General features: G+C 73.4%; 21 protein-coding genes and 1 pseudogene. 13 read left to right on the forward strand and 9 right to left on the reverse strand.

Features of this window, described 5'->3' with window-relative positions:
• Positions 1-418, reverse strand: a pseudogene (locus tag ACZ4FH_RS35935) (hypothetical protein); the annotation flags it as partial.
• 394 nt (positions 419-812) lie between these two features.
• Here ACZ4FH_RS35935 and ACZ4FH_RS35940 point away from each other — a divergent pair.
• On the forward strand, positions 813-2,834 hold the full coding sequence (locus ACZ4FH_RS35940) for a GTP-binding protein (RefSeq protein WP_467310218.1): 2,022 nt from the start codon (positions 813-815) through the stop codon (positions 2,832-2,834).
• 23 nt (positions 2,835-2,857) lie between these two features.
• Here ACZ4FH_RS35940 and ACZ4FH_RS35945 read toward each other — a convergent pair whose 3' ends face one another.
• Together ACZ4FH_RS35945 and ACZ4FH_RS35950 are read right to left on the reverse strand one after the other, a co-directional pair.
• Positions 2,858-3,697, reverse strand: a complete 840-nt coding sequence (locus ACZ4FH_RS35945; RefSeq protein ID WP_467310220.1) for a transglutaminase-like and tetratricopeptide repeat-containing protein — start codon at positions 3,695-3,697, stop codon at positions 2,858-2,860.
• Positions 3,698-3,699: 2 nt separating this feature from the next.
• Positions 3,700-4,701, reverse strand: coding sequence for a GNAT family N-acetyltransferase (locus ACZ4FH_RS35950; RefSeq protein ID WP_467310222.1), 1,002 nt, complete (start codon positions 4,699-4,701; stop codon positions 3,700-3,702).
• Positions 4,702-4,818: 117 nt separating this feature from the next.
• Between ACZ4FH_RS35950 and fdxA the strand changes: the two genes are divergently transcribed.
• Positions 4,819-5,139 (forward strand): ferredoxin, encoded by a 321-nt coding sequence (gene fdxA / locus ACZ4FH_RS35955; protein ID WP_018956287.1) that lies wholly within the window; start codon positions 4,819-4,821, stop codon positions 5,137-5,139.
• A 118-nt stretch (positions 5,140-5,257) separates the two neighbouring features.
• Positions 5,258-6,352 (forward strand): bifunctional succinyldiaminopimelate transaminase/glutamate-prephenate aminotransferase, encoded by a 1,095-nt coding sequence (locus ACZ4FH_RS35960; RefSeq protein WP_467310224.1) that lies wholly within the window; start codon positions 5,258-5,260, stop codon positions 6,350-6,352.
• A 55-nt stretch (positions 6,353-6,407) separates the two neighbouring features.
• On the opposite strand, the gene ACZ4FH_RS35965 is transcribed toward ACZ4FH_RS35960, so the two are convergent.
• Positions 6,408-6,794 (reverse strand): ATP-binding protein, encoded by a 387-nt coding sequence (locus tag ACZ4FH_RS35965; protein ID WP_467310227.1) that lies wholly within the window; start codon positions 6,792-6,794, stop codon positions 6,408-6,410.
• Between the two features lie 445 nt (positions 6,795-7,239).
• Positions 7,240-8,196 (reverse strand): VldE C-terminal domain-containing protein, encoded by a 957-nt coding sequence (locus ACZ4FH_RS35970; protein WP_467310229.1) that lies wholly within the window; start codon positions 8,194-8,196, stop codon positions 7,240-7,242.
• 96 nt (positions 8,197-8,292) lie between these two features.
• Here ACZ4FH_RS35970 and dapE point away from each other — a divergent pair, with 96 nt between their 5' ends.
• Together dapE and ACZ4FH_RS35980 are read left to right on the forward strand one after the other, a co-directional pair.
• Positions 8,293-9,372, forward strand: coding sequence for a succinyl-diaminopimelate desuccinylase (dapE, locus tag ACZ4FH_RS35975; protein WP_467310231.1), 1,080 nt, complete (start codon positions 8,293-8,295; stop codon positions 9,370-9,372).
• A 97-nt stretch (positions 9,373-9,469) separates the two neighbouring features.
• Positions 9,470-10,255 (forward strand): LOG family protein, encoded by a 786-nt coding sequence (locus ACZ4FH_RS35980; protein WP_383634647.1) that lies wholly within the window; start codon positions 9,470-9,472, stop codon positions 10,253-10,255.
• Between the two features lie 64 nt (positions 10,256-10,319).
• Here the strand turns inward: ACZ4FH_RS35980 and folP are convergent, their stop codons facing one another.
• Entirely contained in the window at positions 10,320-11,192 is an 873-nt protein-coding gene (folP, locus tag ACZ4FH_RS35985; RefSeq protein WP_467310233.1) for a dihydropteroate synthase, read from the reverse strand.
• 119 nt (positions 11,193-11,311) lie between these two features.
• Between folP and ACZ4FH_RS35990 the strand changes: the two genes are divergently transcribed.
• Positions 11,312-11,734 carry a hypothetical protein gene (locus ACZ4FH_RS35990; protein WP_467310235.1) on the forward strand — a complete coding sequence of 141 codons (423 nt, stop codon included), beginning with the start codon at positions 11,312-11,314 and terminating at the stop codon, positions 11,732-11,734.
• The gene (locus ACZ4FH_RS35995) at positions 11,731-12,324 is read left to right on the forward strand and encodes a DNA-3-methyladenine glycosylase I (RefSeq protein WP_467310236.1); all 594 of its coding nucleotides are present in this window, start codon (positions 11,731-11,733) and stop codon (positions 12,322-12,324) included. The genes ACZ4FH_RS35990 and ACZ4FH_RS35995 overlap by 4 nt, the downstream gene beginning before the upstream one ends.
• On the opposite strand, the gene chcB is transcribed toward ACZ4FH_RS35995, so the two are convergent.
• Entirely contained in the window at positions 12,321-13,136 is an 816-nt protein-coding gene (gene chcB, locus ACZ4FH_RS36000; protein WP_467310238.1) for a 2-cyclohexenylcarbonyl CoA isomerase, read from the reverse strand. The two genes, ACZ4FH_RS35995 and chcB, sit on opposite strands and share 4 nt — an antisense overlap.
• A gap of 326 nt (positions 13,137-13,462) precedes the next feature.
• Here chcB and ACZ4FH_RS36005 point away from each other — a divergent pair, with 326 nt between their 5' ends.
• Positions 13,463-13,630 (forward strand): DUF3117 domain-containing protein, encoded by a 168-nt coding sequence (locus ACZ4FH_RS36005; protein WP_003966491.1) that lies wholly within the window; start codon positions 13,463-13,465, stop codon positions 13,628-13,630.
• 91 nt (positions 13,631-13,721) lie between these two features.
• On the opposite strand, the gene ACZ4FH_RS36010 is transcribed toward ACZ4FH_RS36005, so the two are convergent.
• Positions 13,722-14,387, reverse strand: a complete 666-nt coding sequence (locus ACZ4FH_RS36010; RefSeq protein WP_383634657.1) for an O-methyltransferase — start codon at positions 14,385-14,387, stop codon at positions 13,722-13,724.
• A 178-nt stretch (positions 14,388-14,565) separates the two neighbouring features.
• Between ACZ4FH_RS36010 and sigE the strand changes: the two genes are divergently transcribed.
• The 5 genes from sigE to ACZ4FH_RS36035 all read left to right on the forward strand — a co-directional run bounded on the left by sigE (position 14,566) and on the right by ACZ4FH_RS36035 (position 19,567).
• Positions 14,566-15,327, forward strand: a complete 762-nt coding sequence (sigE, locus tag ACZ4FH_RS36015; RefSeq protein ID WP_383634659.1) for an RNA polymerase sigma factor SigE — start codon at positions 14,566-14,568, stop codon at positions 15,325-15,327.
• Entirely contained in the window at positions 15,324-16,283 is a 960-nt protein-coding gene (locus ACZ4FH_RS36020) for a zf-HC2 domain-containing protein (RefSeq protein ID WP_467310242.1), read from the forward strand. Before sigE ends, ACZ4FH_RS36020 begins: the two co-directional genes overlap by 4 nt.
• 125 nt (positions 16,284-16,408) lie before the next feature.
• Positions 16,409-18,211: a S1C family serine protease gene (locus ACZ4FH_RS36025; protein WP_467310244.1), complete on the forward strand. Its 1,803-nt coding sequence runs from the start codon at positions 16,409-16,411 to the stop codon at positions 18,209-18,211.
• A 99-nt stretch (positions 18,212-18,310) separates the two neighbouring features.
• Complete coding sequence (locus ACZ4FH_RS36030) at positions 18,311-18,793, forward strand: sec-independent translocase (RefSeq protein WP_467310245.1); 483 nt, start codon at positions 18,311-18,313, stop codon at positions 18,791-18,793.
• Between the two features lie 117 nt (positions 18,794-18,910).
• A complete protein-coding gene (locus ACZ4FH_RS36035; RefSeq protein ID WP_383634667.1) occupies positions 18,911-19,567 on the forward strand; it encodes a hypothetical protein in 657 nt (218 codons plus the stop codon).
• A gap of 79 nt (positions 19,568-19,646) precedes the next feature.
• Here ACZ4FH_RS36035 and ACZ4FH_RS36040 read toward each other — a convergent pair whose 3' ends face one another.
• Positions 19,647-20,780 carry an Mrp/NBP35 family ATP-binding protein gene (locus tag ACZ4FH_RS36040; RefSeq protein ID WP_467310248.1) on the reverse strand — a complete coding sequence of 378 codons (1,134 nt, stop codon included), beginning with the start codon at positions 20,778-20,780 and terminating at the stop codon, positions 19,647-19,649.
• Positions 20,781-20,812: the final 32 nt, after the last annotated feature.

Raw genomic sequence — 20,812 nt, forward strand, 5'->3', positions numbered from 1 at the left:
CGTCGTTCCCGGGCTGCCATTCGGTGACGGTCTTGGCGAGGGCGCCGCCGCCGGTGTGGACGCCGCCGCTGGGCTTGTCCTTGTACTTGCCGCCCTCGTCGTTCCCGGGCTGCCATTCGGTGACGGTCTTGGCGAGGGCGCCGCCGCCGGTGTGGACGCCGCCGCTGGGCTTGTCCTTGTACTTGCCGCCCTCGTCCTTGCCGGGCTGCCACTCCGTGACGGCCTTCGCGAGGGCGCCGCCGCCGGTGTGGACACCGCCGCTCGGCTTGTCCTTCTTCCAGCCGCCGTCCTCGCTGCTGGAGGACGAACCGCTGTCGTGCTCCCAGTCGCCGGCCGCGAGGGCGTAGGCGGAGGGAGCGGAGAGAGTCAGTACGGCCGAGACGGCGGCCGTGGCGAACAGTGTGCGGGCAGAGCGCATCTGAACACGTGTCCTTTCGTGGCGACTGCGGAGCGTGACGGGGTGTCAGCCCAGAGGGACGCAGCGGCTACGTGATCCACCGTCAGCCCGGATCCCGGGGCGCGCCATCGGAGAGCTCCGCATTGGAGCGACGGCATGGGCCCATCGAGTGGCCGGGCCCGGATAATCACCCGTTGGACGGCACGCCGCGCCGGGCGGAGGTTTGGCGGGACCCGTGTCCCCCGTTCGCTGACGGCGCCTCACCGCCGTACCGGGCGCGGAAAAGGGTTTGCACGCCGCTCCGGCCCGCTGCTGTACTCGGCGGACCAGCCACAGAACCGGGAGACGCCCATGCGCCGAGCTCACATGTTCACCACGACGGGAATCCACACCACCGCCGAGAACATGGAGTTCTGTGCACACGCTGAATCTGGGCATCCTGGCGCACGTCGACGCCGGTAAGACCAGCCTGACCGAGCGGCTGCTCCACACCGCCGGAATCATCGACGAGATCGGCCGCGTCGACGACGGGAACACCCGGACCGACTCCCTCGCCCTCGAACGGCGGCGCGGGATCACCATCAAGTCCGCGGTCGTCTCGTTCCCCCTCGACGACGTCACCGTCAACCTGATCGACACCCCCGGTCACCCGGACTTCATCGCCGAGGTGGAACGGGTCCTCGGTGTGCTCGACGGAGCCGTGCTGGTGGTCTCCGCCGTCGAGGGCGTCCAGGCGCAGACCCGCGTCCTGATGCGCACGCTCCAGCGGCTCCGCATCCCCACGCTGATCTTCGTCAACAAGACCGACCGGGCCGGAGCCCGCTACGCGCCCGTCCTGCGCGAGATCGCCGACCGGCTCACGCCCCGCGCGGTCGCCATGGGTCCCGCTCCCACCGGACTCGGCACCCGTGCCGCGCACGGCCCGGCCCACGCCGACGACGACCCCGTCCTCACCGCCCGCCTGACCGACCTGCTCACCCGGCACGACGACGCCCTGCTCGCCGCGTACGTGGAGGGCGACGGGTACCTCGCCCCCGGACGGCTCCGCCGCGCCCTGGCCGAGCAGACCGGACGGGCCCTGGTCCACCCGGTCTACGCCGGTTCGGCGTTCACCGGGGCCGGGACCGACGACCTGGTCCGGGGCATCAGGGAGCTGCTGCCCGGGGCGCAGGGCGATCCCGAAGGGGAGGTCTCCGGCACGGTGTTCAAGGTCGAACGCGGCCGGTCCGGCGAGAAGCTCGCCTGGGTGCGGATGTTCTCCGGCACCGTGCGCACCCGCGACCGGCTGCCCTTCGGGCCGGGCCCCGGCGCCCTCTCGGAGGACCGGGTCACCGGCATCCGGGTCTTCGACGGCGGGACCGACACCCCCGCCGGATCCGTCGGCCCGGGACGGATCGCGAAGCTCACCGGGCTCGGCGCCGTCCGCATCGGCGACACCCTCGGCACCACCGGGACGGCCGGCCCCGCCCACCACTTCGCCCCGCCCACCCTGGAGTCCGTCGTCGTCCCCGCCGCCCCGGCCGGCCGCGGCGATCTGCACGCCGCGCTCGCCCAGCTCGCCGAACAGGACCCGCTGATCGGCCTGCGCCAGGACGACGTCCGCGAGGAGATCTCGGTCTCCCTCTACGGCGAGGTGCAGAAGGAGGTCGTCCAGGCCACGCTCGCCGAGGAGTACGGCATCGGCGTCACCTTCCGCGCGACCACCACCATCTGCCTGGAACGGCCCACCGGCTCCGGAGCCGCGTACGAGATCATCGACACGGGCGACAACCCCTTCCTGGCCACGGTCGGTCTGCGCGTCGACCCCCTCCCGCCCGGCAGCGGGGTGCGCTACGGACGGGAGGTAGAGCTGGGCTCCATGCCGTACTCCCTGATGCGGGCCGTCGAGGACACCGTCGTCGAGACGCTCGCCCAGGGGCTGTACGGCTGGCGCGTCACCGACTGCGCGGTCACGATGACGCACTCCGGCTACTGGCCCCGCCAGAGCCACGCGCACGGCACCTTCGACAAGTCCATGTCGAGCACCGCCGGGGACTTCCGCCTGCTGACCCCGCTGGTCCTGATGGACGCGCTGAGAAGGGCCGGAACCACGGTGTACGAACCGGTGCACCGCTTCCGCGCCGAGATCCCCGCCGACGCCCTCGGGCCGCTGCTGCCCGTCCTCGCCCGGCTGCGGGCCGTCCCCGGCCCGCCGTCCCCCGACGGCACGGTCTGCGTCCTGGAGGGCGAGATCCCCGCCGACCGGGTCCACGACCTGCAGCAGCGGCTGCCCGGACTGACCCGGGGCGAAGGCGTCCTGGAGACCGCCTTCCACACCCACCGCCCCGTCACCGGCACCCCGCCGCACCGCTCCCGCACCGACCACAACCCCCTCGACCGCAAGGAGTACCTGATCCACACCGTCCGCCGCACCGGCACCGGAGGCGGTCCGGGCTGACCCGGACCGGAGCCCGCGCCCCGTCAGTTCAGCAGCGCCCGCGCCGCCCTGGCCTGGTGGCGCACCGACTCCGCGGCGGCCGGATCGACCGCCGCGACCACCTCCGCGTACGCGTCCATCTCCGCCGCCCCGCGCCCGAACTCCCCGGACTGCACCAGCAGCCGGGCGCGTTCCAGGCGCAGGGCGGCGGGATGCGAGGGCAGCAGCAGCGACAGCTCCACCGCCCACAGCCCCACGTCCGTGCGCTCCGGCCGGGCCGCCGCCCAGGCCCGGATGTTGTTCAGGATCCGCAGCACGATCTCCAGCGGCCGGGCCGGCTCCCGCACGGCCGCGTCGAGCCGTTCCCCGGTCGCCCCCGTCACCAGCAGCTCCGCGTCCTGCTCCGACAGCGGCCGGCCCCCGGCGAACGGATCGGCCAGCACCCCCTCGGCCGGATCGCCGAAGCCGACGACGAAATGGCCCGGCAGCGCCACCCCGTACACCGGCGCCCCGGCCCGCCGCGCGACCTCGATCCACACCACCGACAGCAGGATCGGCAGCCCGCGCCGGCGCCGCAGCACCTCGTGCAGCAGCGAGGACTCCAGCCGCCGGTAGTCCGCCGCCGCACCCTCGAAACCATGGCGCTCACCCAGCAGTTCGGCCAGCGCCGACGCCCAGGCGCGCCCGCCGCGCAGCCCGTACGGAAGCTGCCCGGCGAGCGCGTCCAGCTCGATCTGCGCCGCGTCCATGGCGGCCGCGTCCAGTGCGGGATCGGCCTCCGCCGCCAGCAGCAGACAGAGCAGCGCCAGATCCGGCCGCTCCGCCCGCGCCTCCTCGGCGAACCTGCGGCGCCGCGCCTGACGGCCGTCCTCCTCCCCGGCCACGGCTACGCCGCCCGGAAGTGGTGGTACAGGTGGTGCGTCACGAAGCCCATCCCGTCGTACAGCGACCGCGCGCCGTCGTTGTCCGTCTCGACCTGGAGCCAGGCGGCCGAGGCGCCCTCGTCCGCCGCCTGCCGGGCGAGCGCGGTCATCACGGCGGTGGCCAGCCCCTGTCTGCGGTGCTCGGGAGCCACCTCGACGGCCATGAAACCGGCCCACCGCCCGTCCACCACACAGCGCCCGATCGCGGCCGGCGCGGTGTCGCCGCCGGTCCCGGGCACGGTCGCGAACCACACCGAGGGCCCGCTGTCCAGCACGGCGGTCACCTCGGGCCCGGGGGCGGTGGAGCGCTGGTAGCGGGAGAGCCAGGCGTCGTCCACCGCGCGGCTCAGCCGCACCCGGCCCACCTCGGCCGGCAGATCGCCGATCGGGGCGAGCGCCGCGATCCGCACCTGCGCCGACACCTCGCGCCGCCAGCCGTGCTCCTCCAGCCCCGCGCACAGCCGCTCCTGGGTGTCCCCGCCGCCCGTCGCCGCCTGCACATAGGCGGGCAGGCCACGCGCCGCGTACCACTGCCGGACCCGTTCCAGCGCCTCCGGCAGCGGCAGACCCGGATCCCCGAGCGGCAGGGCGGAGTTGGCGCGCCGGGTGAATCCGGCGGCGGCGCGCAGCCGCCACTCGCCCAGCGGCTCGCTCTCCACCGGCTGCCAGGCGCGGGCGTACACGGGGGCGAGTTCGGCGAAGGAGGCGGCGGGGCCGCGACGCCGCGCGGGGGCGGCCGGCACGACCTTCCCCGCGACCAGAGCGGACTCCTCGATGCGGACCGACACGCCGTCCTTGGGTGTGACGGAGAGCACACCGTCGTTCCAGGATGTGAGAACTCCGACCGTATCGGTGAATTTCGCGCCCCCGGGGCCGTCTTCGGTCAGGCGTCGGACCGATACCCGTTTACCCACGTCAGCCGGTGCAATTCGGACCTCCAGCCGTCCGCCCATGGTGAATTCCACAGCTCTGTCCGCCCCTCCTGTTCGGATCGTGCCCGGGAACGGAGATACTAGGTGCGGGCATCGACGACGCCGCGCTCCCGCGCGAGAGCCAACGCCCTACCGAGGAGGAACGACAGCGTGACCTACGTCATCGCGCAGCCTTGTGTCGACGTCAAGGACAAGGCCTGCATCGAAGAGTGCCCCGTCGACTGCATCTACGAGGGCCAGCGGTCCTTGTACATCCACCCGGACGAGTGCGTCGACTGTGGAGCCTGTGAGCCGGTCTGCCCGGTCGAGGCGATCTTCTACGAGGACGACACCCCGGAGGAGTGGAAGGACTACTACAAGGCGAACGTCGAGTTCTTCGACGACCTCGGGTCGCCCGGTGGTGCCTCCAAGCTGGGCCTGATCGAGCGCGACCACGCGTTCATCGCCGCCCTGCCGCCGCAGAACCAGTAGCAGCGTCCCGGCGCGTGCGTCACCCCGGTCCCGTACGGCTCGCTCCGTACGGGACCGCGGTGTTTCCCCGTCGTCCCGTGTCACCCCGTGTGCACCCCGTACGAGAAAGCAGAGATCCGTGTCCGCAGTCTCCTCCCGTCTCCCCGTCTTCCCGTGGGACCGGCTCGCGCCCTACAAGTCGACGGCGGAGAGCCACCCGGACGGCATCGTCGACCTGTCCGTCGGCACGCCCGTCGACCCGGTGCCCGAGCTGATCCGTGAGGCGCTGGTCGCCGCCGCGGACAGCCCCGGCTATCCGACGGTGTGGGGGACGGCCGCGCTGCGGGACGCCCTCACCGGCTGGGTGGAGCGACGCCTGGGCGCCGCGGGCGTCACCCACGAGAACGTGCTGCCGGTCGTCGGCTCCAAGGAACTGGTGGCCTGGCTGCCGACCCAGCTGGGCCTGGGCCCCGGCGACCGGGTCGCCTACCCGCGCCTGGCCTACCCGACGTACGAGGTCGGCGCCCGGCTCTGCGGCGCCGAGCCGGTGGTCTACGACGACCCGACCGAGCTGGACCCGGCCGGCCTCAAGCTGCTCTGGCTCAACTCGCCGTCCAACCCGACCGGCCGGGTCCTCGCCAAGGACGAGCTGATCCGCATCGTCGCCTGGGCGCGCGAGCACGGGGTGCTGGTCTTCAGCGACGAGTGCTACCTGGAGCTGGGCTGGGAGGCCGAGCCGGTCTCCGTGCTCCACCCGGACGTCTGCGGCGGTACGTACGAGGGCCTCGTCGCCGTGCACTCGCTGTCGAAGCGGTCCAACCTGGCCGGCTACCGCGCCGCGTTCGTCGCGGGCGACGCGGCCGTGCTGAGCGAACTGCTGCTGATCCGCAAGCACGGCGGCATGATGACGCCCGCGCCCGTCCAGGCGGCGACCGTCGCGGCGCTCGGCGACGACGCGCACGTGGCCGAGCAGCGCCGCCGCTACGCGGACCGCCGCGCGGCCCTGCGCACCGCCCTGGAGTCCCACGGCTTCCGGATCGAGCACAGCGAGGCGAGCCTCTACCTGTGGGCCACCCGCGACGAGCCCTGCTGGGACACCGTGGCCCATCTGGCCGAGCTGGGCATCCTGGTGGCACCCGGCGACTTCTACGGACCGGCGGGCGACCGCTTCGTCCGCGTGGCCTTCACCGCCACCGACGAGCGCGTCGCCGCCGCCGTCAAGCGGCTGGGCTGACCACGGCGAAGGGCCCCGGGAGCGGATGCTCCCGGGGCCCTTCGCCGTGTGCGGGTCAGCCGCCGATCGGCAGACCGCCCATGAGCTGACCGCCGGCCGGGGCGCCCTTGGCCGCGCCGCCGAGCGCGTCGGTCGCCCCGCCCTGGACGGTCTTGCCGACGCCGGCGGCGGCCGGGGCGGCCTGCTTGCCGGCCTCGCCGAGGGTCTTGCCCGCCACCGGCAGCGCCGTGTCGACGACCTTGGCGCCGGCCGGTCCGGCGACGTCGCCGGCCGCGCCGTCCACCGCCTGGCCGAGCCCGGCACCCTCGACGCTGGTGAGGCCGCCGAGGTCCGGGGCCAGCTCCGCGGCACCCGCGGCTCCGGCCGCACCGACCACGGGTGCCGCACCCGCCGCGAGCAGCAGCGCGGTGCGGGCGATCCGGCGGGTCAGGGGGAGGGACATGATGCTCCTTCGACGGGGAGGGGAAAGTCGTGGTGTCCGTGGACCGGACGCCATGACAACCGCCCCGGGGCAGGGGGAGGTTGCGGTGCCCCCGGGTAAAGACTGGGTAACGCGTCACATAATCCGCAGCGGAGGAACCCGGGCGGACCCGGCATTCCGCAGCCTCGCGCCGAACCGTCACTTCCCATACGCCCCAAGGGAAACAGCCGATACGCGAGAAGCCGCGCGCGCGACCGCCCGGCACACGTCGGCGCACCCACCGGATCCCCCGTGCGGGCGATGTCTCGTACGGGGGTTCACGGGGCGGATCGGGGGACGGGGGGCTGCGCGGTCGCCGCGCGCGCCCGGGAAGGTCTGTGTCCGGGAGGGCGCCGGGACCGTCCGCCGGGCGCCCGGGGACGTCCCGCCGGTCCCCGGCCGGGGCCGCACGGCTGGCCGGCGGGCGCTACCGCAGCAGGCGCATCCGGACCGTCGCGCTGTCGGACGCCTTGCCGTCCTTCGCGCGCTCCGTCCGCCAGCCCGACTCCGACGTCCACCGCCGGCCCGCGTACGCGACCTCGTCGATGCCGAGCGCCTCGGACTGCGCCACCGCCCAGTGCGCCAGCTCCCAGCCGTGCTGCGGGGCGCCGTCCTTCGCGGAGCGGCGGGCCCGGTCCACCGGCACCGAGAGCGCCGCGTCCGCCTTCGCCCCGGCGGCCCCGGACGTCCCGTCCGCCGCGTCCCCCGCCGGGAGGACGTCCTTGCCGAAGGAACGGACGAGCGCGGTCCGCAGCTTCTCCGGGCGGCCCGTGCCGGCCGTGCTCCGCGGCGGCTCGCAGTTCAGCGCGGCGGGCGTGCGGCCGGTCAGCGCGGCGGCCAGCAGCGCGGCGTCCGGCTCGTGCTTCGCGTACGCCTGCGGGAAGCCGCTGCGCTGGACGCGCTGCGCGGCGACGGTGAGCGGCAGCCGCGAATAGCCCGGCACCTCGGCCAGATGCGCGTAGAACTTCCCGGCCGAGTACACCGGGTCCAGGATCTGCGCCTCCGTGCCCCAGCCCTGCGAGGGGCGCTGCTGGAAGAGGCCCAGCGAGTCCCGGTCGCCGTGCTCGATGTTGCGCAGCCCGGACTCCTGCATCGCCGTCGCCAGTGCGATCGTCACGGCCCGCTCCGGCATGCCGCGCGTGGTGCCCACCGCGGAGATCGTCGCGGCGTTCGCCGCCTGCTCGGCCGTCAGCCGGTACGTCCGCGACCCGCCCGCGGAGCCGTCGGCCGACTCCACCGTGCACTGCTCCGAGCCCCGGCTGCCGGTCAGATACTGGGCGGTCAGATAACCGGCCACGGCGACGAGCACGGCGAAGGCCGCCGTGAGGCGCAGACGGCGGCTGCGGGCGGTGTGTCGGCGGGCGGGAGAAACGGTCCGGGGCACGGGGCCACCGTACGCGAGCCGTCTGTGGGTGTCCGGGGCCGCGTTCGCTTATGTACCGCGCGAGGGGGCGTGCGGCAACGTACTAGGGTCATGGCCATGGCCGACAGCACCCTTGACCTCACCCTGGACGGGCCCGCGCTCACCGCGCGGCTCGTCGACTTCCCCTCCGTCAGCGGAGGGGAGAAGGACCTCGCCGACGCCATCGAGGCGGCGCTGCGCCCCCTGGGACACCTGACCGTCGACCGGCACGGCAACAACATCGTCGCCAGGACCGATCTGGGCCGCGCCGAACGCGTCGTCCTGGCCGGCCACATCGACACCGTGCCGATCGCGGACAACGTGCCCTCCCGGCTCGACGAGAACGGGCTGCTCTGGGGCTGCGGCAGCTCCGACATGAAGTCGGGCGTCGCCGTCCAGCTGAGGATCGCCGCGACCGTGCCCGAGCCCAACCGCGACCTCACCTTCGTCTTCTACGACAACGAGGAGGTCGCCGCCCACCTCAACGGACTCGGCCACATCGCCGAGGCCCACCCCGACTGGCTGGCGGCGGACTTCGCCGTCCTCCTGGAGGGCTCCGACGCCGAGGTCGAGGGCGGCTGCCAGGGCACCCTGCGCGTCTTCCTGCGCCTGGAGGGGGAGCGGGCCCACTCCGCGCGCAGCTGGATGGGGTCCAACGCGATCCACGCCGCCACCCCCGTGCTCGCCCGGCTGGCCGCGTACGAACCGCGCCGGCCGGTGATCGACGGCCTCGAATACCACGAGGGCCTCAACGCCGTCCGCATCGAGGGCGGCGTCGCCACCAACGTCATCCCCGACGCCTGCACCGTCGTCGTGAACTACCGCTACGCCCCGGACCTCTCCGAGGAGCAGGCCCTGGCCCACGTCCACGAGGTCTTCGAGGGCTGCGGCGTCGCCGAGTTCGTCGTCGACGACCACTCGGGCGCGGCCATGCCCGGCCTCTCGCACCCGGCGGCCAAGGCGTTCATGGAGGCCGTCGGCGGCACCGCCCGGCCCAAGTTCGGTTGGACGGACGTCGCGCGCTTCGGCTCGCTGGGCGTCCCCGCGGTGAACTACGGCCCCGGCGACCCGATCCTCGCCCACAAGCGCGAGGAGCACGTCCGGACCGACCGGATCGTGCACTGCGAGGAACGCCTCCGCTCCTGGCTCACCGGCTGACCCACGGCATTCCCCTGCCCGTAACCTCCGGCGATCTACGCTGGGCCTGAGACGGGGCGTCGCAGGACGCCCCCGACGTCGGCGGAGGGAGCAGGTCATGGGCAACCCCGAGGATGCGCGGATCCCCGAAGGTGCGGAGATCCCCGAGGGTGCGGTCAGGCCGGAGGAACAGCGACTCGGCCCGGTGCTGCGCCGCAGGGACCAGGTGCAGCCCGGCACCACCGATCAGCGGCTGCTGGACTCCGAGGGCGACTCGGAGTGGGTGCACACCGACCCCTGGCGGGTGATGCGCATCCAGTCGGAGTTCGTCGAGGGCTTCGGCGCGCTCGCCGAGCTGCCGAGCGCGATCAGCGTCTTCGGCTCGGCGCGCACCGCCGCGGGAACCCCGGAGTACGAGGCGGGCGTGCGGATCGGCCGGGCGCTGGTCGACGCGGGCTTCGCGGTGATCACCGGCGGCGGCCCCGGTGCCATGGAGGCGGCGAACCGGGGCGCCCGGGAGGCCAGTGGCATCTCGGTGGGCCTCGGCATCGAGCTGCCGTTCGAGTCGGGGCTCAACCCGCACGTCGACATCGGGGTGAACTTCCGCTACTTCTTCGTCCGGAAGACGATGTTCGTGAAGTACGCCCAGGGCTTCGTCGTGCTCCCCGGCGGCCTCGGCACCCTCGACGAGCTGTTCGAGGCGCTCACCCTCGTCCAGACCGGCAAGGTCACCCGCTTCCCGATCGTGCTGTTCGGTACGGAGTACTGGGGCGGCCTGGTCGACTGGCTCCGGGACACCGTGGTCGCCCAGGGCAAGGCGTCGGACAAGGACCTGCTGCTCTTCCACGTCACGGACGACGTGGACGAGGCGGTCAACCTGGTGACCAAGGAGGTCGGTCGCTAGGCCCCTGGGCCGCGTACACCGCGTACGGCGGGGGCGGGCCTCCCGTCCCCGTCCGTCGTGCCCGTCACGCCAGTCCGCGCCGGGCGACGGCGGGCGGGCGGTGGCCGGCGAGGGACGCCACCATGTCCAGGACGTCGCGGGTCTCGGCCACCTCGTGCACCCGGTAGACCCGCGCCCCCAGCCACGCCGAGACCGCCGTCGTCGCCAGCGTGCCGAGCAGCCGCTCCTTGACCGGGCGGTCCAGCGTCTCGCCGACGAAGTCCTTGTTGGAGAGCGAGACGAGCACCGGCCACCCCGTCTCCGTCATCTCGCCGAGGCGGCGGGTGGCCTCCAGGGAGTGCCGGGTGTTCTTCCCGAAGTCGTGACCGGGGTCGATCATGATCCCGTCGGGCCGGACGCCCAGCGCCACGGCCCGTTCGGCCAGCCCCGTGGTCACCCGCAGGATGTCCTCCATCACGTCCGCGTACCCCGTCCGGTGCGGCCGCGTCCGGGGCTCGGCGCCGCCCGCGTGGGTGCACACCAGCCCCGCCCCGTACCGGGCCGCGACCTCCGCGAGTTTCGGGTCGACCCCGCCCCAGGCGTCGTTCAGCAGGTCCGCGCCCGCCTCGCAGACCGCCGCGCCCACGTCGTGGCGCCAGGTGTCGACGCTGATCACCACGTCCGGGTGGCGCCGGCGCACCTCCGCGACGAAACCGACCGTGCGGCGGGCCTCCTCCTCGGCGGTGACCTCATCGCCGGGACCGGCCTTCACCCCGCCGATGTCGATGATCGCGGCGCCGTCGGACACCGCCCGCCCGACCCGCTCCAGCGCGGGCTCGTCGTCGAAGGTGGCGCCCTGGTCGTAGAAGGAGTCGGGGGTGCGGTTGACGATCGCCATGATCACCGGTTCGTGCGCGCCGAACTCGCGCCGGCCCAGCCTGAGCACACCGCTTCGCATCCCGTGTCTCTCCCTCGAATCCGCCCGGAAGATCGCTCCCGGGACCGACTGCGACCCTAACTGTCGGTGCTGCATGGCACGATCGGACCCGGACGAATTCCGCTCCCGGGGAGATACGCGTGTTCTGGTTCTTGCTGCTCGCGATGGTGGTGGTCGTGGCCGCGGTCACGCTGGCGGTGGTCGGGGGAGGGAGGAGCGCCATTCTTCAGGACGTGGCGCCCGAACTGCTGACGGACCCGCTGCCCGAGAACCGGCCGGTCGGCCGGGCGGACGTGGAGGCGCTCCGGCTGCCCGTCGCCCCGCGCGGTTACCGGATGGCGGACGTGGACGACGCCCTGAGCCGGCTCGGCGCCGAGCTGGCCGAGCGCGACGCCCGGATCGCGGAGCTGGAATCGGCCCTCGCCGGCGCCCAGGCCGTACGGTCCGGCGGACCCGACCTCCTCAAGGAGACGGACGAGCGCCCCAGGGCCCCCTGGGAGGCCCCGGAGCGGCCCCCGATGCCCCCGGCCGTTCCCCCGGCCGACGAGGAGGACGGCCGATGAGCGGCGGGACCGAACCGGCGGCCGACGGCCGTCCGCGCTGCCCGTGGGGCCTGTCCACCGAGGACTACCTCACGTACCACGACACCGAATGGGGCCGCCCGGTCCACGGCGACGACGCCCTGTTCGAGCGGCTCTGCCTGGAGGCCTTCCAGTCCGGCCTCTCCTGGCTGACGATCCTGCGCCGCCGCGAGGGCTTCCGCTCCGCCTTCGCCGGGTTCAGCATCCCGAAGGTCGCCGAGTTCACCGACACCGACCGGGAACGGCTCCTGGCCGACGAGGGCATCATCCGCAACCGGGCCAAGGTCGACGCCACCCTCGCCAACGCCCGTGAGCTGGCCGGCTGGGCCGAGGGCGAGCTGGACGAGCTGATCTGGTCCTACGCCCCCGACGCCGCGGACCGCCCCGCCCCGCGCACCCTCGCCGACGTGCCGGCCGTCACCCCGGAGTCCACGGCACTGGCGAAGGACCTCAAGAAGCGCGGACTGCGCTTCATCGGCCCGACCACGGCCTACGCCCTGATGCAGGCCTGCGGCCTGGTCGACGACCACCTCGCCGACTGCGTGGCCCGGGGCGGGGGCGTCACGCCCTAGCGGCCGACGTACTTCGGGTTCCGGTCCTTGTCGAGGAAGGCCTGGACCGCGATCGCGTGGTCCTCCGAGACACCGGCCGCGGTCTGGAGCTCGTCCTCCTTCTCCAGGGCCTCGTCCAGGCTGTGGGAGGCCCCGTAGGCCAGGGACTCCTTGAGCGCGGCGTACGCCACCGTGGGCCCGGCGGCCAGGGCGCGGGCCACGGCGGTCGCCTCGGCGAGGAGGTCGGCGGCGGGCACCAGACGGTTGACGACGCCCAGGTCGTAGGCGTCCTGGGCGGAGATCGAGCGCGGGAAGAGCAGCAGGTCGGCGGCGCGGCTGTGGCCTATCAGCCGGGGAAGCGTCCAGGAGACGCCCGAGTCCGCCGTGAGGGCGACTCCGGCGAACGAGGTGTTGAACGAGGCGGTGTCGGCGGCGATCCGGTAGTCGCAGGCGAGCGCGAAACCGAAGCCCGCGCCGGCCGCTGCCCCGTTGATTCCGGCCACGACGGGCTTCCGCATCCCGGTCAGCGCCCGCACGATCGGGTTGTAGTGCTCCTGGACGGTGCTGAGCGCGTTGCCGCCCTCCGTCTCCCGGGCCTCGGCCAGCTTGCCCAGGTGCTCCTTGAGGTCCTGGCCGACGCAGAAGGCGCGTCCGCCGGCCGCCGTGAGCAGCACCGCCCGTACGGCGGTGTCGGCCTCGGCCGTCCGCAGCGCGTCACGCAGGGCGACCTTGGCCGCCGTGTTCATGGCGTTCATCGCGTCGGGGCGGTTGATCGTGATCGTCGCCAGCCCGTCGCTGACCTCGTAGAGCACGGCGTCCTCGTGATCGGCCATCTGCGGCCCCCTTCGCGTCTCGTTCACCAAGCGTGTCCAGGCAAGCATGGCCGACTTCCGCGAAGGCCGACATGTGAGCTGCGTCTAACAATTCCGCTCCGATGGTGGGCGGAAGGTGGGCGGAAGAGGGCGGAGTATCGCAGCCGGATCGCCGAATTGGGTGGTTTTGACTGAGCGCGTTGCTCAAGCGATGCAGAGCGATGTTGGTCATTGGGGCCGGTGATGCGGGATAATGGCCTGGAAGCAATGTGTTCGATGCCGGTGAGGCAGCGCCTGTCATGGGGCCGCCGGTTGCGATTGAGCTGGTTTCAGGAAGGGGAACGAGCATGGCGGCCATGAAGCCGCGGACGGGCGACGGCCCGCTCGAGGTGACAAAGGAGGGGCGGGGCATCGTCATGCGCGTTCCGCTCGAAGGCGGCGGTCGGCTTGTTGTGGAGCTGACGCCGGACGAGGCCGATGCACTCGGCGATGCCCTCAAGAAGGTCGTCGGCTAGCACCGCGTCCACACTTCACCGCTGCCCGGCACGGCATCCGTGCCGGGCAGCGGTGCGTCCGGGGACGGGAAGGGTCTCCTGGGGCGGCGGATCAGCCGCGGCGGACCGCGCAGAGCAGGCCGTCGCCGACCGGCAGCAGCGTCGCCAGCAGCTCCTGGCTCTCGCGGACCGTGCGCAGCAGCTCGCGCAGGCGCAGCACCTCGGCCGGCTGGGCGGCCGAATCGATCGTGCGGCCGTCCGCGAAGACACCCTCGAAGCAGACCAGACCGCCAGGTCGCAGCAGGCGCAACGATTCAGCGAGACAGTCCAGGCACTCCAGCCGGTCGCCGTCGCAGAACACCAGGTCGTAGCCGCCGTCCGCCAGCCGGGGAAGGACGTCCAGGGCGCGGCCGGGGATGAACCGGGCCCGGTTGGCCGCGAAGCCCGCGGCCCGGAAGGCCTCCCGGGCGAACTGCTGGCGCTCGGGTTCGGGATCGACCGTCGTCAGCACCCCGTCCGGCCGCATCCCGTGCAGCAGATAGATGCCGGACACGCCCGTCCCGGTGCCGATCTCGGCCACCGCCTTGGCGTCCGTGGAGGCAGCGAGAAGGCGCAACGCGGCGCCGGTGCCCGGTGACACCGAGCGGAGCCCTGCCTCCCGTGCCCGGTCCCGGGCCCAGCGCAGTGCTTCGTCCTCGGCGACAAAGGCGTCGGCGAACGCCCAGCTCGTCTGCCGGTTGGCGGTAATGACCCTCTCCTGTCCCCATAGTTGGCGCAACGGTGACTGTATCCGCTGCGCCCGGGAACCCGCAGATGGGACCGGGCGTTATGGGGAGAGCGGGGGAAAGCGTGTGGACCGGGCCCGCGGATCGGGCCCGGGACCGGCGGCGAGGCCCGGGGAGATCCCCGGCCCCAGCAGGAAAAAGGCTTATCCGGAGCTAACGGGCGAGGTGGCTATGGTAGGGGCTCCACTGGACACCACCAGAGCCGATAGGGGAGGTGCGGCTGCGCCTGTGGATCGGGGAGGAGTGCTGCGGCGCTTTCTCAGGTCGGCCGGCGAGCCGAAATCCGTGACCAACATTGCTGACCGTTCTTCCAACGACTCCGCAACGACCGCGACCTTCGCCTCGGATGCGGAATCCCAGGCGTGGACGCCGCCCACATGGGAAGAGATCGTCAGCACGCACAGCGGTCGGGTCTACCGCCTCGCCTACCGTCTGACGGGCAACCAGCACGACGCCGAGGACCTCACCCAGGAGGTCTTCGTCCGGGTGTTCCGCTCGCTGTCGACGTACACCCCCGGCACCTTCGAGGGCTGGCTGCACCGCATCACGACCAACCTCTTCCTGGACATGGTGCGCCGCAAGCAGCGCATCCGCTTCGACTCCCTCGGCGACGACGCCGCCGAGCGGCTGCCGAGCCGCGAGCCCTCCCCGCAGCAGGTCTTCAACGACACCCATTTCGACGCCGACGTCCAGCAGGCGCTGGACACCCTCGCGCCCGAGTTCCGTGCCGCCGTCGTGCTCTGCGACATCGAGGGACTCTCGTACGAGGAGATCGCCGCGACCCTCGGCGTGAAGCTCGGCACCGTGCGCAGCCGTATCCACCGCGGGCGCTCGCACCTGCGCAAGGCGCTGCGCCACCGTTCGCCCGAGGCCCGTGCCGAGCAGCGCTCGCTGGCCGGCGCCGTCGTGACAGGGGAGGTCGGAACGGCGTGAGTGGCACAGGTCCGACCCCCGCGGAACACCACCTGGGGGACCGCCTCGCCGCGCTGGTCGACGGGGAGCTGAAGCACGACGCCCGCGAGCGGGTGCTCGCCCATCTCGCGACCTGCGGCAAGTGCAAGGCCGAGGCGGCCGCCCAGCGGCGCCTGAAGAGTGTCTTCGCACAGTCCGCCCCGCCCTCGCCCTCCGAGGGCTTCCTCGCCCGCCTCCAGGGCCTTCCCGGCGGACCGGGGGGTGACGCCGACGGTCCGGGAAGAGCCCTGGGCGACCCCGGGCGCTTCGGCCGCGGCGTCTTCCCCGTCGCACGGCCCCCGGCCGGCCCCGGCGAGGGCCCCGGCCCCGTTGACGGTTTCGGCTACCTCCCCACGCTGCACGGCTCGACCGCCGTGCTGCCCGAGGCCGGGACGGGCTTCCGGATCCACGAGGTCGGCCGCGAGGCCGACCGCTCGCCGTGGCGCGGACGCCGGTTCGCCTTCGCCGCGGCCAGTGCCGTGTCCCTGGCCGCCATCGCGCTCGGCGGGGCCCTGCCCACCGGCTCGTCCGGCTCGGACACCACCGCGCGCGGCGGGGCGGGCCGCAGCGTGGCCCCGCTCAACGCGGACGCCCGCGCCCAGAGCGGCGGCGTCAGCCGCCGGGGCGGCGGCCACAACCTGCTGGGCACCGGCGACCACCGGGCCGGCCTCGCGGTCAACGCCGCCCCGCTGGCCTTCTCCGCGACGCCCTCCGCGGCCGGTGCCGCGTTCGGCCGCGGCCCGTTCGCCCTGCCCGTGCAGACGACCGTGTCCGCGCCCTCGCCGATACGCCCCGACGGGACGAACCCCTTGTTCGCCGCGGCCCTCGGCAGCAGGCTGTCGGTCCCGCCCTCGCCCGATCCGTCCCGTACGCCCACGTCCGCCGCCGGGCTTCCGGCCTCCTCCGACCACGGACTCCCGCTCGCGCCCCGTCGCTGACACCGGTTCCGGCGCACGGGGCCGCGCAGGCCAACCGCAAACCTGGTTGAATTCCGGCAGGATTTCCGGAGGGGCGCTCCGCAGGGGGCGTGCAGAGGCCGGTTCGCGGCGGTTGCGGGGAGAGCATGGACGACGGGAAGACCACCGAGCCCAGGGCGAAGTGGTGGAGCCGGCCCTCGACGGGGCGCGGCACGCACACGGCGCCTCAGGACCCGTCGTCCGTCGAGGACACGGTGGAGCCGGTGGACACCCCCGTGGAGCCCGGCGCCCCGCGTGACGCGGTGCCCGCCGGGCCCCCGGCGGATCCGGCACCGGCCGCCGGGCCGGACCTCCGGAAGGCGCCCGTGGCGGACGCCCCGGCCCCCGAGGCCGCGCCCGTCGCGCCGCACGCCGCACCGCCCGTCGAGCCCCCGGCCCAGGCCCCGGCCGTCTCCGGGGCCGCGCCGGTTCCGGGCCCCGACCCGGCCGTCGCGCCGCAGACCGCGCAGCCGCTGCACGAGCCGGACCAGTACAGCACCCCGCCCTACGGCGGCCCCGGCCCCTGGGCCCCCGCACCCCCGGTGCAGCGGCCGACCCCGGCGCACGGCACTCCGGTGCCCCCGCCGTACGCGGGTACCAACGGGGCGGGCCTGGCGATGCCGCCCGGCACCACGCCCCCGTACGGCACCACACCCCCGCCGCACCCGCAGCCCGGCCCCGTACCGCCGCATCCGCAGCCCCCGTCGCCGCAGTGGGGCCAGTACGACCCCTGGGGTGCGCCCCGGCAGCCGCTCGTCACGCAGCCGGGCCCGCCGCTCGGGAGCGACCGCGGACCCCGGCGCAGGGGACGCGGGACCGTGCTCGTCGGCGCCCTGCTCCTCGCCCTGGTGGCGGGCGGCATAGGCGGCGGCATAGGCGCCTACATCGAGCGCAACGGCGGCTTCACCCGGATCGAACTGCCCCAGGACGACGCCGACGCGGGCGGCCGCGCCCCCGACAGCGTCGCCGGCATAGCGGCCAGCGCCCTGCCCAGCGTCGTCACCTTGCACGTCAGCGGCAGCAGCGAATCGGGCACCGGCACCGGCTTCGTCCTCGACGACCGGGGCCACATCCTCACCAACAACCACGTGGTCGCCCCCGCCGGTTCGTCCGGCCGGATCACCGTGACGTTCAGCGGCGGCGAGACCGCCGAGGCCGAGATCGTCGGCAAGGACAGCGGCTACGACCTCGCCGTCGTCAAGGTCGACGGGGTCTCCGGGCTGAAGCCGCTGCCCCTGGGCAACTCCGACAACGTCCGGGTCGGCGACCCGGTGGTGGCGATCGGCGCCCCGTTCGACCTGTCCAACACCGTCACCTCCGGGATCATCAGCGCCAAGGACCGGCCGATCACCGCCGGCGGGGAGAAGGGCGACGGCAGCGACATCAGCTACGTCGACGCCCTCCAGACCGACGCCCCGATCAACCCGGGCAACTCCGGCGGCCCGCTGGTGGACACCCACGCCCACGTCATCGGCATCAACAGCGCCATCCGCGCCGCCGACAGCGGCTCCGCCACCGAGGGCGGCCAGGCCGGTTCCATCGGGCTCGGCTTCGCCATCCCGATCAACCAGGGCAAGCGGGTCGCCGAGGAGCTGATCAACACCGGACGCGCCACCCACCCGGTGATCGGTGTGACTCTCGACATGAAGTACACCGGTGACGGCGCCAAGGTCGGGCCCAAGGGCGCGGACGGCACGTCCTCCGTGACCGGGGGCGGTCCGGGGGCCAAGGCCGGCATCCGGCCGGGCGACGTCATCACCGCCGTGGACGGCAAGCGCGTGCACAACGGGGAGGAGCTGATCGTGAAGATCCGGGCCCACCGTCCGGGCGACCGGCTGAAGCTCACGGTGAGCCGCGGTGGTAAAGACCTGTCCATGACTGTGACGCTCGGCTCGGCAACCGGCGCGTGACGGCCATGTGGAGCTACCGCGCGGACAGTTTCGCCGGGTACCGTGTGGCGTGTCCGGACCTCATCCGACCTGGTCGCGGAGAACACGAGGAGCCGCAAGGTGTTCAATGACATAGGCGCACTTGAGCTGGTCACGCTCGCCGTCATCGGCGTGCTCATCTTCGGCCCGGACAAGCTCCCCAAGGTCATCCAGGACGCCTCGCGCTTCATCCGCAAGATCCGTGAGTTCTCGGAGAGCGCCAAGGAGGACATCCGCACGGAGCTCGGGCCGGAGTTCAAGGACTTCGAGTTCGAGGACCTCAATCCCAAGACGTTCGTCCGCAAGCAGCTCATGGACGGCAACGACGACCTGGGGCTGAAGGAGATCCGGGAGAGCTTCGACCTCCGCAAGGAGATCACCGAGGTCACCGACGCGGTGAACGGGCGGGAGACCGCGTCCGTCGAGGCGAAGAGCGGCGTGTCGGGCGCGGGCGCGGCGGCGGTCACGGCGGCCAACGGCTCCCCGGGCGCCCCCGACCTGCTGAAGAAGCGCGAGCAGCCGGCCAAGGACGACCACCCGCCGTTCGACGCCGACGCCACCTGACCCCGGTCAATCCCGGCTCGTCCGGACGCTGTCGCTATTCTCCATCTGTCCGGTGGTGAGGACGCCCGCGGGGGGCGGGCCGCTCCGGACCTGACGATCGAGGAGGCGGCCGGGCAGATGGAGACGACGAGTCGGGTGGGCGCGGAGGACGCGCCGGACACAGCCACGGCGGAAGGGGTGCCGGAGGCCCGGCTCGCGGTCGACGGCTATCTGCGGGCACCGTTCCCCTGGTACGGACTGGACGAGGCCTTCACCGGCCCCCGCTGGCTGATGCAGGTCGGCACCGCCGCGGACGGCACGGTGCAGCACGGCTCCACCGGCCACGGCGAGGAGCCCTCCGTGCGCGGCGAGGCCGGCGCGGACAAGCAGCGCTTCGCGGCGGTCGTGACGGTCGCCAGCAGCCCCGTGCGGCGCAGCGGCGACGGCACCGGGGTCCTGGAGGCCACCACGGTCTCCTCCGCGGCCTGGCTGGCCGGCTCCGGACTGCTGGCCTACACCTGGCCCCCGCAGCTGGACCACAGCCTGCGCGACGACTGGCTGGCGCAGCAGACCGAGACGGCGTTCGAGCTCGCCGACGATCTGGAGGGCCCGGCCTGGTCGGTGCTCTCCCTGCCGGTCGACGGGGTGCCGGTGCCCTTCCACTACCGCGAGTCCGAGTTCGGCTGGGTGCTCGCCGGTTCCGCGCAGGGCGTGCACATCGGCGCCTACGGGCGCGGCATGAGCGCCTACGGGCTGGGCTTCTCGGTGGTCCAGGACATCACCTCGTACGCGTAGCGCCACCGCCGTACGCGCGAGAGGCCGGAGCCCGCGGGCTCCGGCCTCTCGTGTCCGCGCGCCCCGGAGGGCGCCCGGCTCAGAACTTGTTGCGCGGGGTGAGGCCCAGCGACATGCCGGACAGGCCGCGCTGACGGCCGCCCAGCTTCTGCGCGATGGTGCGCAGGGCCTTGCCGGCCGGGGAGTCGGGGTCGGACAGGACGACGGGCTTGCCCTCGTCGCCGCCCTCGCGGAGCCGTACGTCGATCGGGATCGCGCCGAGCACCGGCACCTCGGCGCCGACGGTCCGCGTCAGCCCCTCGGCGACCTTCGCGCCGCCGCCCGAGCCGAAGACGTCGACCATCTCGTCGCAGTGCGGGCACGGCATGCCCGACATGTTCTCGACGACACCGGCGATCTTCTGGTGCGTCTGCACCGCGATCGAACCGGCCCGCTCGGCCACCTCGGCCGCGGCCTGCTGCGGGGTCGTGACGACCAGGATCTCCGCGTTCGGCACGAGCTGGGCGACGGAGATCGCGATGTCACCGGTGCCCGGCGGCAGGTCCAGCAGCAGGACGTCCAGATCGCCCCAGAACACATCGGCGAGGAACTGCTGGAGCGCGCGGTGGAGCATCGGGCCGCGCCAGACCACCGGGGCGTTGCCCGGGGTGAACATGCCGATGGAGATGACCTTCACGCCGTGCGAGGACGGCGGCATGATCATGTTCTCGACCTGGGTGGGCTTCCCGTCCACGCCGAGCATCCGGGGCACGCTGTGCCCGTAGATGTCCGCGTCCACGACGCCGACCTTGAGGCCGTCGGCGGCCATCGCGGCCGCCAGGTTCACCGTCACCGAGGACTTGCCGACGCCGCCCTTGCCGGAGGCGACCGCGTACACCCGGGTCAGCGAACCGGGCTTGGCGAACGGCACCTCGCGCTCGGCGGTGCCGCCGCGCAGCGAGGCCGCCAGCTCCTTGCGCTGGTCGTCGCTCATCACGTCGAGCGTGACCTCGACCCGGGAGACGCCCTCGACGCGGGCCACCGCCTCCGTCACGTTCGACGTGATCGTCTCGCGCATCGGACAGCCGGAGACGGTCAGGTACACCGTGACAGCGACCACACCGTCAGGATCGATATCGACCGATTTCACCATGCCCAGCTCGGTGATCGGGCGGTGGATCTCCGGGTCGTTCACTGTCGCCAGTGCCTCAAGCACCGCGTCTTCCGTAGCCATACGGACGATGGTACGGCGCCCGGCGCTACGCG

Source organism: Streptomyces sp. NPDC024555 (assembly GCF_055559335.1).